The organism is Kribbella aluminosa, from assembly GCF_017876295.1.
GTDB classification, from domain to species: Bacteria; Actinomycetota; Actinomycetes; order Propionibacteriales; family Kribbellaceae; genus Kribbella; species Kribbella aluminosa.
Map to the genome: position 1 here is coordinate 3,410,984 of NZ_JAGINT010000002.1, position 13,084 is coordinate 3,424,067.

The window sequence follows — 13,084 nt, forward strand, 5'->3', positions numbered from 1 at the left end:
ACACGCACCCCCAACAACTGCGTGCCCGACGACACGCACCCCCAAACGAGAGGAACGCTCTTGAGAGACCCCGAGAACGCGACGGTCGACGTCGAACTCCCGGAGGACTTCGACGACTTCTGGGCAGCCGGCCTCGCGGACTGCGCGTCGTACCCGCTCGACCCGGTACTCACCGAGCTGCCGAACCTCTCCACCGACACGGTGATTGTCAACGATCTACATTTCACCAGCTACGGCGGACTCCGCATCGCCGGCTGGTACGCCGTACCCCGCGACCGCCCCGGTCCATTACCGGGCCTGGTCACGATCCCCGGGTACATCTCGGAGCCGACCGTCCCGAAGGAATGGGCCGAACTCGGCTACGCCACGCTCGCGATCGCCCCGCGCGGCAAGCTCCGCTCCAACGACGTGTTCGACCCCGGCTACCCGGGCCTGCTGACGCACAACATCGTCGACCCCAACACCTACGGGTACCGCGGCTTCTACCTCGACGTGGTCCGCGCGGTCGAGGTGCTGCTGGATCGTCCAGATGTCGACAATCAGCGGATCGGGCTCCAGGGCTCCAGCCAGGGCGGCGGGCTCGGGATCTCCACGGCCGCGCTGATGCCCGACGTGATCCGCTGCGTCGCGGCCGGTGCGCCGTACCTCTGCGGGATCATGACCGCGCCCACGCTGACCCGCTCGTACCCGTACGAGGAGATCAACGAGTACCTGCGCATCCACCCGAAGGACGTGGACCGCGTACGCGAGACGGTCGCCTACTACGACGGCCTGAACTTCGCGCCGAAGGTGCAGGCCCCGACGTTGCTGTACCTCGGGCTCGAGGACGACGTCTGCCCGCCGGAGACCGGGTTCGCGTTGCATCGGGCCCTGACGTGCGAGAAGACCTTGCACACGTACCCGCACTGCGCGCACCACGCCGGCCCTTCCGGGCGTGATGCGGATCGTGGAGGACTTCCTTGCCGAGCACCTCACCCCGGGACGGTGAACCGATGGACCCCGAACTGACCTTCGACGCCTACTGGAGCGCGATCGACGAGGAACTCGCCGCGATCCCCGGCCGGCCGGTACTGGACGTCGTACCGGCGCGAACGACCGACGAGGCGGCGTTCTACTCGCTGCGGATCACGAGCACCGGGCCGTACCGCGTGTACGGCAACCTCAGCATCCCGCGCGGCGACGGGCCGTTCCCGGGGCTGCTGATCACCCCGCGGTACGGCAGCGTCAACAACGTCCCACACCCGAACGACCGGAGCCGGTACGTCGTACTCAGCCTGATGCACCGCGGTCAACGGCTCGCCGACGAGGGCTTCGCGGCGGCGTACCCAGGATTGTTGACAATGGGAATCGACGATCCGTCGACGTACGTCTACCGCGGGATCGCAGCCGACTGTCTGCGAGCGGCCGAGTTCCTGATGGGGCTGTCGGAGGTGGATCCGGCGCGGGTCGCGGTGACCGGTGACGACCTCGCGGTGCTGACCGCTGCACGGCGGCCCGGGTTCAGCTCGGTGCGGGTGACCGACCTGCTGTTCTACCGGGCGATGGAGGCGCGGCTGAAGTCGTGCCTGTATCCGCTGGAAGAGCTGAACGATCACCTGAGGCGTGGATCGTCAGCAGAAGGATTGTCGACAACCCTCTCGTACTACGATCCGGCGCGGCACGCTCCGGCTGTGACGGGACGTACGTTGCTGAGCATCGACGACGAGGACTGGTGTCGTTCGTTGCTCGCGGCGTTGCCTGATCCTGAGGTTTACCCGGTCACGCATCTTGATGGGACGGACAACGACTTTCTCGATGCGTGGTTGGCGGAGCGGTCCGCCGTACCGGCGATGTCGAAGTTCATCGCATGAATCCGCTGGGGGTGCGGCCGGTCATCAACGCCAACGCGACGGTCACCGTGCTCGGCGGTTCGCTGATGCCGCCGCCGGTGGTGCAGGCGATGAACGAGGCGGCGGCGCAGTTCGTCGACCTGCCGGAGCTGAACCAGCGGGTGGGGGAGCGGCTGGCCGAGCTGACGCACAACGAGGCGGCGTACGTGACCTCCGGCGCTGCAGCCGCCATCACGCTGGCTGTTGCGGCGTGCGTGACCACTGAGTCGCAGGCGTTCCCGAGAGACGCCGAGGTGGTGATGTTCACCAGCCAACGCAACGGCTACGACTACTCAGCCCGCCTCACCGGCGCCCGCATCGTCGAGGTCGGCCCCTCTATCAGGGCCCTCCGCAAAGCCCTATCCAGCAACCCCCCAACCCCCACCAAGCAATTCCCAGCCGCCGAGCGTGGAGTCTCCGCGAGCCTGGGGACGCTCGCCGAGCCTGGTGCCCCCGCGGAGATCCCCGCTGAGCCGGACGGCTCCGCCGAGCAAGGGGTTTCGGATGAGGCCGGGACCTTCAGTGGGCAAGGGGTCTCGGGTGAGGTGGGGGGATCCGGTAAGGCAGCTTGTGTGTTGTGGTTTGCGGGGGCGCATTACGCCGAGGGGGCGTTGGAGGTGGAGGAGGTTGTTCGGTGTGCGCGTGAGTTCGGTGTGCCGGTGATCGTGGATGCTGCGGCGCAGATTCCGCCGGTGGCGTCGTTGTGGCGGTTCACGCGGGACGTGGGCGCGGATGCGGTGATTGTCAGCGGTGGTAAGGGGCTGCGCGGACCGCAGGCCAGTGGGTTGGTGTTGGGCAAGCGATGGCTGATCGAGCGGCTCCGCGCGCACACCTCGCCGTTGCACGAGCTCGGGCGGGGGATGAAGGTCGGGAAGGAGGAGTTGATGGGTCTGCTCGCGGCGGTCGAGTGGACGCTCGCGCAGGACGAGCCGGCGATCCTGGCCGGATACGAGCAGATTGTCGACAACTGGATTGTCGGCCTGCAGGGAATCCCGGGGATGCTCGTCGAGCGCGGGTATCCGAGTGAGGCCGGCCAGCCGCACAGCCGCGCCGTACTCCGGCTCCAGAACCGCGACGAAGTACTCAAGGCGCTCTGGGACGGCACCCCGCGGATCTCGGTCGGAACTCACGGCCTCCCCGACGACGCGATCGCACTCAACCCGCAAACGCTGCAACCGGGAGAGGAGCACCTAGTCCTGGAAGCCTTGCTCCGAGTCCTGGCCGAGGCCGACCAGCAGAACGCGCCACAGGCGGCAGAGCCCCCGGGAGCCTAGGTCCCGTCTGCCAATCCAGCCCTCGATCCAGCGCTCGGTACTGAATCTGGTCCGGCACCTGGTCCAGCGCCCGGTCCTGCGTGCGATCCAGCACCTGGCCCTATGCCCGGTCCAGCACCTGGGCCAGCGCTCGGTCCAGCACCTGGGCCTGCGCGTGGTTCTGCCCGGTCCTGCGCCTTGGGTCCGGCGCCCGGTTCGGCACCTGGTCCCGCGCCCCGGTCCGGCACGTGGTCCCGGGCCCAGTCCCGCGCCCGGTCCGGCGCCGTATGACGTGGCGTTCGGTGTGGTGCGGTGGCGTGGCTAGGGCGCCGGAGGAGGTGGAGGGTGCTGGGCAGGATCTAAGGTCGGGGGATGGCGAGTAAGGCGGATGAGACGCGGGACGGCGTTGAGCTGACGAATCTGGATCAGCCGCTGTTCGACGGGGCGGATGCGACCAAGCGCGACCTGGTCGACTACCTGGACGCGGTGCACGGGCGGATCCTGCCGGAGTTGCGGGAGCGGCCGTTGTCGGTGGTGCGGATCCGGCCGGGGCAGGCGCAGTTCATGCAGAAGAACGTGCCCAAGTACACCCCGGAGTGGGTGAAGACCGTGCAGGTGTGGGCGGAGGCGTCCAAGCGGCAGGTGTCGTACGCGTTGTGCGACGACCGGCGGACGCTGCTGTGGTTCGCGAACCAGCGGGCCGTGGAGTACCACCCGACGCTGATGCGTGCCGATCGGTGGGACCGCGTGACGCATCTCGTGCTGGATCTCGATCCGCCCGAGGGGGAGACGTTCGGGATGGCAGTGCAGGCGGCGTTGCTGGTGCGGCAGGCGTTGGTCGACTCCGGGTTGTCCGGTGCGGTGAAGACGAGCGGTGCGAAGGGCGTTCATGTCATCGTTCCGATTGTCGACAATGTGACGATCGAGGATGCGGCGGCTGCGACCCGGGCGATCGCGGCCCGTGCGGAGAGGCTGGATCCGGCGGTCGCGACCACGGCGTACATCAAGGAGGATCGGCACGGGAAGGTGTTCGTCGATTCGACGCGCTCCGGTGGGGCGACGGTGGTGGCGGTGTACAGTCCGCGGGTTCGGCCGGGGGCCACGGTGTCGTTTCCGGTCGGGTGGGACGAGTTGGAGAACGTGTCGCCGCGGGACTTCACGGTGCGTACGGCGCCGGGGTTGCTCGGGGACCGGGATCCGTGGGCGGAGGCGTTGCCGGCGCCGCAGGAGATTCCGGCGGAGGTGCTTGCGGAAGGGCGGGAGATTCCGGTGGCGCGGGTCGTGGCGATGCATGAGGGGAAGCGCCGGAAGCGTGCACGCGAGGCGGAGCAGCAGGCGACGGGCGAGTAGGGCCTACATGTAGCAGCGCCTCGATTGCTGCGGTGGCCTTCAGGGAAGTGCTGCTGGGGGGTGCCGAAGGTGACTGTGTCGATTGCGCCGCTCACCGTGCGGTGCACCGCCACCTGGAGCCCGTCGGGCCGGTACGCCGCCACCGGGAGCTGGAGGTGCCGGTACGCCGTCACTTCCAGTCCGGCGGGTTGGTGGTGGCGTGGTTGTGGCGGTCGGGTTGGTGGGTTGGGTGGGGCTTGGTTGGGTTACTCCGTGGCGGTTGTCAGGTCGAGGGCTCGGCGGCGGACGGGGACGTGCGGGTGGTTGCGGAGGGCAACTAGTACGGAGCGCCAGGGGGCGGGCCAGCCGGCTGGGGGAGCGGCTGTGCGGAGCAGGGCGTGTGCGAAGAGTCCGGATGCGAGGTCAGTAGACCTCGACAGGTGTTCGGCGGTCGGCAGCAGGTCGGCGGGCGACCAGGTTGATGCGGTGGCGGCGAGCCGCGCACCGATCAGCTCGGCCGCGCTCGCCGCGGCCAGCGGGTCGTCTAGGACAAGATCGAGCAGATCACGGAGAAGGCTGCTGGGCTCGCCGTCGCTTTGCGCCGCCACGCCGTCGCGCGGGGACTGACGGGGAGGTGTCCCGCGGCTTTCCGCCGTTAGACCGTCGGGCGGGGATTGACGGTGAGGTGTACCGCGGCTTTCCGCAGCTAAGTCGTGGGCGAGGACCAGCAGCTGGAGGCGCAGATCCAGGAAGTCGGGCGTGGAGAGTTCGTTGGCTACCGCGAGCAAGTGGTGGCGGATTGCGGCTGGTCGGGCGGCGAAGTGGGAGGTCAGCTGCGAGACCAGGTAGGTGAGTCGCTGGCGTGCCGGGTGGTCCCGGTCCGGCTGGGCGTTTGGTAGGGACGGGTCGGCTTCCAGGCGGACCAGGAGACGTACGGCGTCGACCAGTGCGCCCAGGCCGAGCGGTGCGTCAGCAGCGACGATCGACACCAGCGCCGTGATCGCCTGGCGCCACACCGGACCCCGCACCGACAACCGGCTGATGAAGTCCGCGCACACTCCAGCAACCGCAGGGTTGTGCCGTGCCCACTCCCGCAGCGCCAGCAGCGCCGGTCCCACAACCTCCGGCTCGCTCCGGGTCGTCACAGCGATCAGCAGGTCCGCGTACCGCGACCGATACCCAAGCGGTACGTCGTACGCTCGCCGCGCAGCCAACGCCACAGCAGTAGCAGGCGAGTCATGCACCGCCTGCTCGAGCACCGCCCACGCAGCAGGGTCATGCAGCAGGTACTGCGACACCGCACGTGCGATAGCCGCCCGCACATCCCGATGTGCACCAGCCCACGTCTCCGTGAGCACCGCACTGGCCCCAGGCGCCCGTAGCTCGCCCAGCAACCGTACGGCTTCCTTCCGCGCTGTGACCTTCACCTTGTCACCAGACAGCACCGGCTGCAGCAACCCGGGCAGCAGGCTCGGCCGTACGTACCGCGCCGCCCGCCCGGCCGCGTACACAGCCGCCCGAGCCCGGTCGTCACCAGCATGTGCCAGCAGCAACGGTATGACGGCATCCGGCCGCTCTGTCCACGCCAACGCGCCCAGCGCGGCCTCTTGCAGCAAGATGTTGTCACTAGCAAGGAACTCATCCAGCGAACCGCCCACGGGCACCTGGCCAAGCGTCTTGACCGCCCGCGCCCGGTACCACTCCGGCACTCGCTCGTCACGCGCCACACCGGCCAGCAACTCGGCGTACCGCGCCTGCTGTCGCGGCAGCCATCGCCGGAGCGCCTGGCTCGACACCTCCCACGCAGCACTGTTCCGTTCGAACCGCCGGATCTTGTCCGCCGCTGCGAGCACAGGGTCCAACAGATCGGTACGGAGCTCGGTCACCACCCACCACACCGGGTACCAGCGCGCCATGCGTACGTCGCGCGCGATGATCCGCTCCACGCGCTCCTGCCGCGTAGCTGGCGCATCCAGCCAGAAGCGGCACCCCTCGTTGACCGTGTGCTCCTGGTTCGACCAGACCGCCTGCTCCAGCACGTCCTGCAGCGGCTCCAGCGACCACGCCCGACGGCCGAAAGCAGCCGCCACAGCAATCGCCAGCCCGTACTCGTTCCGCTTGGCCGCAGCGTCGACAGCCGGCCGCAGTACGTCGTACACCTCGACCTCACGCCCGCGCGGTAGCCCGGTGATCAGACCGTAGAGGTCGATCGTCCCAAGGCTCGAAGACAGCCGCCCGTGCGCCTGCAGCCCCCACTCCAGCACACCGCCCTGGTCGTCGACGGCACCGTGCACCACAGCGTGCTCAGCCAGCTCCGTCAGGGCCCGCCGCGTGCTGTACGACGTGTCGCGGGCGTCCAGCGCGTCAGTGAGCAGCGTGTCCAACGAAGAGGTCAGCGCATCGGTCAGCAGCGACGGCGGCAGCGCCGCAACAGCCTGTACGACGGTGGAGCGCACCGGGTCCTGGTCGTTGCGGATACGTCCGGCAGCCCATGTAACGGCCTCCACCACCTGCTCCGGCCGCCTCCCGTTCCCGGCCGACCGAATGACAGCCCGATACACAGAGGCTCGCACTGCAGCGTCAGGGTCGAGTACGTCGCCCGAAAGCAGCGAGAACGCCTCTTCGTACGGGAGGTGCGCTGTGACAGCACGGCGAGCTGCACCGTCCTCTTGGAGCACAGGCAGCGCCAGCATCCGCCGCGCCTGCTCAACGCGCTCCTGATGCGGCAGCACCCAGAGCAGGTCGTCAGCAAGCCGTGCCTGTCCCAGATCCACCTGGTCAGTTACACCCGTAAAGACCGCTGCCCGCCGCGAGGGCGGCAGCGCAGCCAGCAACGCGGTCAGCTGCGGCCAGAGGACCCGGCCAAGCCTGATGAGAGAAGCAGTGGAGTACCTGTGCAGCCGACGCCGGAAGGCGGGTGTCAGCGCCTGCCACACCACCCGACGCCGGTCCGGCGCCAGCAGCATCTCCAGCACACCAGCCGGGTCTCTGTCCGTCAGCGGCCCGAGTATGTCGAGTACGGCGATCGGCAGGCCATCAGCCGGCACCGCCTCCATGATCAGCTCAGCATCGAGAGCAGCAGCGGCCCCGTGCCCCACGCCCTGCCACCACTCGTCACGGTCCGAACCAGTAGGCAGTGTGGATCGCGCAAAGTCGAGCACCTGCGAGCGATGGTGCTTGGCGAGAGTCCGCCAACTACCAGGCGTCAGGCAGTACGCCAGCTCAGGCAGCAGCCGTTCAACAGTCAGGTCGTCGGTAGCGTCCAGCAGACCGCTCGCAGCCACGTCACCCCACCGCGCCCGGTGCTCGTCGATCAGCCGCACTGCGAGGCGCTCCCGCCGCTGCCGCCGTACCAGCGCCACCAGTCGCGTCCGCAGGAACGCCGGCGCGTCGTCGTACAGGATGCGCAGGTCGTCGTCCGTCACCGGTACGCCGCGGCCGACCGCGGCGAGCGCCCTCGCCTGCACAGCCGGCTCCCGGTCCCGGAGCATCCGCGAGACGTACGCCGTGTCCCGGGTGATCTCGGCGACCTGCAGACCGAGGTGGCGCTCGAACGCGCTGCCGGGGGCCAGCTCACCGAGCAGCCCGGCCAGCTGCGGTGCCTGGTCCGCGAGAAACCGTACGCGCCGGCCGTAGGAGAGTCCGTCGATCGATCGCAGCAGCTCCGGCAAACGCATAGCCCCATCCTGCCGAACGACAGTGCCAGGACCGGTGTCAGCTCCCGAGCGACGCGTCCAGGATGATCGTCGCGGCCTCCCGGGCGCGGACGGCGGGGTCGGCAGTACCGGAGATCGCGGAGCGGGTGATGGCGCCCTCGCTCAGCAGGATGAGGTGGTCGGCGAGCTGCTCGGGGTCGCGGGCACCGGCCGCGGCGGCCAGTTCGCTCAGCGCGCGCCGGAAGCCCTCCTTGTGCTCGAGAGCCAGCTCGGCGACCCGGGGCGAGACGCTGCCGAGCTCGCCGAACGAGTTGATGAACGCGCAGCCCCGGTAGTCCCGCTGCTGGAACCAGTCGTACAGGAAGTCGAACACCGCGAGCAGCCGCGACCGCGGGTCGGTCGCCGCGTCGACATGCTCGGCGAGCATCGACTTCCAGAGCGCGTCCCGGCGCTCCAGGTACGCCTCGATCAGCGTCTCCTTCGACGGGAACAACTGGTACAGCCGCTTCAGCGAGACCCCGGACGCGGCCCGGATCGCGTCCATCCCGACCGCCTGTACGCCGCGCTCGTAGAACAGCGCGTCCGCCGCGTCCAGCACCTGCCGCTGCGCAGTCGCCGTGTCCAGCACCATCCGTGAAACCTCCAGCGTGACCCGCACCACCTTGCGCGGAGAACCAACGTTCTCCTACAGTAGCAAACGCCACCGGAGAACGACCGTTCTCACACATCATCAGGGAGGAACACCATGACCGTTCTGGAGCCCGCCGCCCAGGCCTTCGCCGACGCGACCGCGAAGCCGCCGTTCCTGTTCCAGCTGTCGCCGGAGGAGGGCCGCAAGGCCGTCGACGAGGTGCAGACCACCGACTACCCGAAGCTCCCGGTCGACGAGGAGTGGGTGACCGCGGAGGACGGCACCAGGGCGCGGATCGTGAAGCCGCAAGGCGCGACCGGCGTACTGCCGGTGATCCTCTACATCCACGGCGCGGGCTGGGTGTTCGGCAACGCGCACACCCACGACCGGCTGGTCCGCGAGCTTGCCGTCGGTGCGGGCGCCGCGGTGGTGTTCCCGGAGTACGACCTCTCGCCGGAGGTCCGGTATCCGCACGCGCTCGAGCAGAACTACGCGGTCGCGCGGTGGATCATTGCCTCGGGCAAGGACCACGGGCTGGACGCGGAGCGGCTGGCGATCGCCGGCGACTCGGTCGGCGGGAACATGACGGCCGCCGTCACGCTGCTCGCGAAGGAGCGCGGTGACGTGAAGTTCGTGCAGCAGGTGCTGTTCTACCCGGTGACGGACGCGTCGTTCGACACCGCGTCGTACAGGGAGTTCGCGGAGGGCTACTTCCTGCAGGTTGACGGGATGAAGTGGTTCTGGGACCAGTACACCACCGACGAGAACGAGCGGAACCAGATCACCGCCTCGCCGCTGCGCGCGACGACCGAGCAACTGCATGGCCTCCCGCCGGCGCTCGTCATCACCGGTCAGGCCGACGTACTGCGCGACGAGGGCGAGGCGTACGCCGCCAAGCTCCTCGAAGCCGGGGTGCCGACGACCGCGGTGCGCTTCGCAGCGATCATCCACGACTTCGTGATGCTGGACGCCCTCCGCGACACGTACGCCGCCAGCACCGCGATCGAGCTGGCGATCTCGACGCTGCGCAAGGCGCTCAACTGACCTGTGCCAGCTCCGCGAACTGCTCGGTGAGCTTCGGCAAGGTGTAGTGGGCATTCAGGCCGCTCGGATTCGGCAGCACCCAGACGCGGGTCGCGCCGATGGTCCGGTCCTGCTTGCCCACCGCCGCCGTACGATCGCCGAAGGCGTCCCTGTACGCCGTTACGCCGAGCACGGCCAGCCACTCCGGCTGTACGTCGAGCACCTTCTTCACGAGGCTCTCCCCGCCGGCCAGGAACTCCGCCTTCGACAACTCGGCCGCCTTCGCGGACGGCCGGTCGACGACGTTGGTGATGCCGAGCCGGTAGGTCAACAGCTCCTGCTGTTCACTCGGATGCAGCTGTCGCGGCGTGAACCCGCTGAGGTGCACCGCCGGCCAGAACCGGTTCCCCGGCCGCGCGAAGTGATGCCCGGTCTCCGCCGACATCAGCCCCGGATTGATCCCACAGAACAACACCCGCAATCCAGGCGCAATCACATCCGGAATCCCGTCCACGCGCCACACCCTAGACCGGTACCGAACAACGGGCAGTGGTGCCCGGCATCGCCGGATCCGCCGCCTGATGCCCGCTCGAGTGGCCCGAATCCGGTGACCACTGCCCGTTCTTCGGTACACAACCAGCTGCGTCAACCTGGGGTTGACGTCATCCAGGTCGTCAACCTAGGGTTGACGGCATGACTCCTGGACCTGATCTGCAGCAACTCATCACCACGATCAAGACCGACGCCGGCAGCGACGACGAGCTCCGGCAGCTCGCGACCGCGGCGGCGACGATCAACGAACTGACCACGACCAGCGACCAGGCCCTCGGCTTCTTCGTCGACCGGGCCCGTGGTGCCGGCAAGTCCTGGGTGGAGATCAGCGCCGTCCTCGGCGTCAGCAAACAAGCCGCCCACAAACGCTTCGCCGACTCCTGGACGAGCCGGCCGGCGTTCGAGCGTTACACCCAGCGTGCGCGTGCGGTCGTCCAGGCGGCCGCCGGCATCGCCCGCGAGCGGAACCACGACTTCGTCGGCACCGAGCACCTGTTGCTGGCGATGTACGAGGAGCCCGGCGCGATCGCCGCCAAGGTGCTCGTCAAGCACGGCATCACCGCGGACACCGTCCGTGCCGCGGTCGACGTCGCGAGCCCGGCCGGCGAGCCGACGGACAAGGCCGAGTCGCCGGAGAAGAGTGAGCCGACGGACAAGGCCGAGCCGACGGACAAGGCCGAGCCGACGGACAAGGCCGAGCCGACGGACAAGGCCGAGCCGACGGACAAGGCCGAGCCGACGGACAAGGCCGAGCCGACGGGCAAGAGTGAGCCGACGGACGAGGCGGTGAGTCTCGATCGCGAGAATCCGCCGTACACCCGGCGCGCGGCCCATGTGCTCCAGGGGGCGGTCGGCGAAGCGGTGACGCTCGGGCACAACTACGTCGGCACCGAGCATCTGCTGCTCGCGTTCTACCGGGACCAGGCGGGCATCGCGACCAGGATCCTGCTCGACCAGGGGCTGGAGGAGGCGGCCGCCTGGGCCGACATCCGGGCCGCGCTGGAAGGCTTCACCAAGTAGGTTGTCCGCATGCGTGACTGGCCGAGCGGTACGCCGTGATGCAGCAGCCGCAGGTACCGTTCTCCGAGGACCCGGCGCACGAGTACGAGCCGCGCCCGCCGACGGCAACCATTTCGTCAAACGCGAGGCGCCTGGGCGCCCGTGGGTGCCGGTCACCTTCACACCGACGCACGTTTTCACCTCGGGACGCGTCACGCCCAGGCGCTGAGATAAACCTCCCACCTGTTGGGGAGAGCGAGCTAACGTCGTCAGAGTGACTAGTGCACCTGCTGAACTCCCTCGTAAAGCTGGTGACCTCCGGGCCGCCGGACATCTTCCCCGGTCGATCAAGGCCGAGATCCGTGACAACCTGCTGCAAGAACTCCGGGCCGGGCGTGATCCCTGGCCCGGCATCGTCGGATTCACCCGGACGGTGATTCCGCAACTCGAACGCGCCCTCCTGGCCGGCCACGACGTCGTACTGCTCGGTGAGCGCGGCCAGGGCAAGACCCGGCTGCTGCGCACGCTGGTCGGCCTGCTCGACGAGTGGGCCCCGGTGATTGACGGCGCCGAGATCCCCGAGCACCCGCTCGACCCGATCACTCCGGAATCGAAGAGGCGCGCGGCCGAGCTCGGCGACGACCTGCCGGTCCGCTGGATCCACCGCAGCGAGCGGTACGCCGAGAAGCTCGCCACCCCGGACACCTCCGTCGGTGACCTGATCGGCGACGTAGACCCGGTGAAGGTCGCCGAGGGCCGCAGCCTCGGCGACCCGGAGACCATCCACTTCGGGCTGGTCCCGCGGGCGCATCGTGGGATCGTCGCGATCAACGAGCTGCCGGACCTGGCCGAGCGGATCCAGGTCGCGCTGCTGAACGTGATGGAGGAGCGCGACATCCAGGTCCGTGGGTACACGCTCCGGCTGCCGCTCGACGTGTTGCTGGTGGCAACGGCCAACCCCGAGGACTACACCAACCGCGGCCGGATCATCACGCCGCTGAAGGACCGGTTCGGTGCCGAGGTCCGGACCCACTACCCGCTCGACATCGACGCCGAGGTGGACGTGATCCGGCAGGAGGCCGAGCTCACCGCCGAGGTCGGCGAGCCGCTGCTGGAGGTGCTGGCGCGATTCGTCCGGCACCTGCGGGAGTCGACCGCGATCGACCAGCGGTCGGGTGTCTCCGCCCGGTTCGCGGTCGCCGCGGCCGAGACGATCGCCGCCGCCGCACTGCGTCGTTCCGCGATCACCGGCGAGGAGCCGGCCGTTGCGCGACCGGTCGACCTCGAGGCGGTGCCCGCCGTACTGCGGGGCAAGCTCGAGTTCGAGCCCGGTGAGGAAGGGCGCGAGATCGAGCTGCTCGAGTACCTGCTGCGCCGGTCGGTGGCGGACACCGCCCGGGAGCGGTTCGCCGGGCTGGACCTGACCCCGCTGGCGCATGCGGTTGCCGACGGCAACCTTGTGACGACGGGTGAGCGGGTGCCCGGTCGCGACGTACTGGCCGCGCTGCCCGAGCTGCCGGTGCTGCACGACGTGGCGGCCCGCGCCGGAGTCGAGCCGGACGACTCGTCCGGGCGGATCGCCGCCGCGATCGAGCTGGCGCTGGAGATGCTGTACCTGTCCAAACGGGTAGCCAAGGACGCCGACGACGACACAACGGTCTACGGAGCCTGACATGACTGTGCTGATGCCGCGACTCCGTCGCGGCGGGTCATGGGGCTCGACCTCCCGGTCTTCCCTCGTCGCTCTGGTCGCTTCGCTCCCGCCGCTCCTCA

Annotated in this window: 10 protein-coding genes; 7 read left to right on the forward strand and 3 right to left on the reverse strand. The window is 69.1% G+C overall.

Annotated features, from left to right (window positions below; genetic code table 11):
- The first annotated feature begins 60 nt into the window (after positions 1 to 60).
- From JOF29_RS37515 to ligD, 4 genes are all read left to right on the forward strand, one after another.
- A complete protein-coding gene (locus JOF29_RS37515; RefSeq protein ID WP_209699072.1) occupies positions 61 to 1,008 on the forward strand; it encodes an acetylxylan esterase in 948 nt (315 codons plus the stop codon).
- Positions 993 to 1,850 (forward strand): acetylxylan esterase, encoded by an 858-nt coding sequence (locus JOF29_RS37520; RefSeq protein WP_209699073.1) that lies wholly within the window; start codon positions 993 to 995, stop codon positions 1,848 to 1,850. The genes JOF29_RS37515 and JOF29_RS37520 overlap by 16 nt, the downstream gene beginning before the upstream one ends.
- On the forward strand, positions 1,847 to 3,142 hold the full coding sequence (locus tag JOF29_RS37525) for a hypothetical protein (protein ID WP_209699074.1): 1,296 nt from the start codon (positions 1,847 to 1,849) through the stop codon (positions 3,140 to 3,142). The genes JOF29_RS37520 and JOF29_RS37525 overlap by 4 nt, the downstream gene beginning before the upstream one ends.
- Before the next feature lie 351 nt (positions 3,143 to 3,493).
- Positions 3,494 to 4,471: a non-homologous end-joining DNA ligase gene (gene ligD / locus JOF29_RS37530; RefSeq protein WP_209699075.1), complete on the forward strand. Its 978-nt coding sequence runs from the start codon at positions 3,494 to 3,496 to the stop codon at positions 4,469 to 4,471.
- Between the two features lie 245 nt (positions 4,472 to 4,716).
- On the opposite strand, the gene JOF29_RS37535 is transcribed toward ligD, so the two are convergent.
- Complete coding sequence (locus JOF29_RS37535) at positions 4,717 to 8,127, reverse strand: HEAT repeat domain-containing protein (protein WP_209699076.1); 3,411 nt, start codon at positions 8,125 to 8,127, stop codon at positions 4,717 to 4,719.
- A 37-nt stretch (positions 8,128 to 8,164) separates the two neighbouring features.
- Positions 8,165 to 8,737, reverse strand: a complete 573-nt coding sequence (locus JOF29_RS37540) for a TetR/AcrR family transcriptional regulator (protein ID WP_209699077.1) — start codon at positions 8,735 to 8,737, stop codon at positions 8,165 to 8,167.
- 114 nt (positions 8,738 to 8,851) lie between these two features.
- On the opposite strand from JOF29_RS37540, the gene JOF29_RS37545 reads away from it, so the two are divergent.
- The gene (locus JOF29_RS37545) at positions 8,852 to 9,781 is read left to right on the forward strand and encodes an alpha/beta hydrolase (RefSeq protein ID WP_209699078.1); all 930 of its coding nucleotides are present in this window, start codon (positions 8,852 to 8,854) and stop codon (positions 9,779 to 9,781) included.
- Here JOF29_RS37545 and mug read toward each other — a convergent pair.
- Entirely contained in the window at positions 9,774 to 10,274 is a 501-nt protein-coding gene (gene mug / locus JOF29_RS37550) for a G/U mismatch-specific DNA glycosylase (protein WP_209699079.1), read from the reverse strand. The genes JOF29_RS37545 and mug overlap by 8 nt on opposite strands.
- A gap of 179 nt (positions 10,275 to 10,453) precedes the next feature.
- On the opposite strand from mug, the gene JOF29_RS44110 reads away from it, so the two are divergent.
- Entirely contained in the window at positions 10,454 to 11,332 is an 879-nt protein-coding gene (locus JOF29_RS44110; RefSeq protein ID WP_245359831.1) for a Clp protease N-terminal domain-containing protein, read from the forward strand.
- A gap of 253 nt (positions 11,333 to 11,585) precedes the next feature.
- The gene (locus JOF29_RS37560) at positions 11,586 to 12,983 is read left to right on the forward strand and encodes an ATP-binding protein (RefSeq protein ID WP_209699080.1); all 1,398 of its coding nucleotides are present in this window, start codon (positions 11,586 to 11,588) and stop codon (positions 12,981 to 12,983) included.
- Positions 12,984 to 13,084: the final 101 nt, after the last annotated feature.

Excerpts from the sequence above, each read along its gene's own strand:
- JOF29_RS37520 (WP_209699073.1), top strand. The coding sequence starts at position 993 with ATGGACCCCGAACTGACCTTCGACGCCTACTGGAGCGCGATCGACGAG.
- JOF29_RS37525 (WP_209699074.1), top strand. The coding sequence starts at position 1,847 with ATGAATCCGCTGGGGGTGCGGCCGGTCATCAACGCCAACGCGACGGTC.
- ligD (WP_209699075.1), top strand. The coding sequence starts at position 3,494 with ATGGCGAGTAAGGCGGATGAGACGCGGGACGGCGTTGAGCTGACGAAT.
- JOF29_RS37535 (WP_209699076.1), bottom strand. The coding sequence starts at position 8,127 with ATGCGTTTGCCGGAGCTGCTGCGATCGATCGACGGACTCTCCTACGGC.
- JOF29_RS37540 (WP_209699077.1), bottom strand. The coding sequence starts at position 8,737 with ATGGTGCTGGACACGGCGACTGCGCAGCGGCAGGTGCTGGACGCGGCG.
- JOF29_RS37545 (WP_209699078.1), top strand. The coding sequence starts at position 8,852 with ATGACCGTTCTGGAGCCCGCCGCCCAGGCCTTCGCCGACGCGACCGCG.
- JOF29_RS44110 (WP_245359831.1), top strand. The coding sequence starts at position 10,454 with ATGACTCCTGGACCTGATCTGCAGCAACTCATCACCACGATCAAGACC.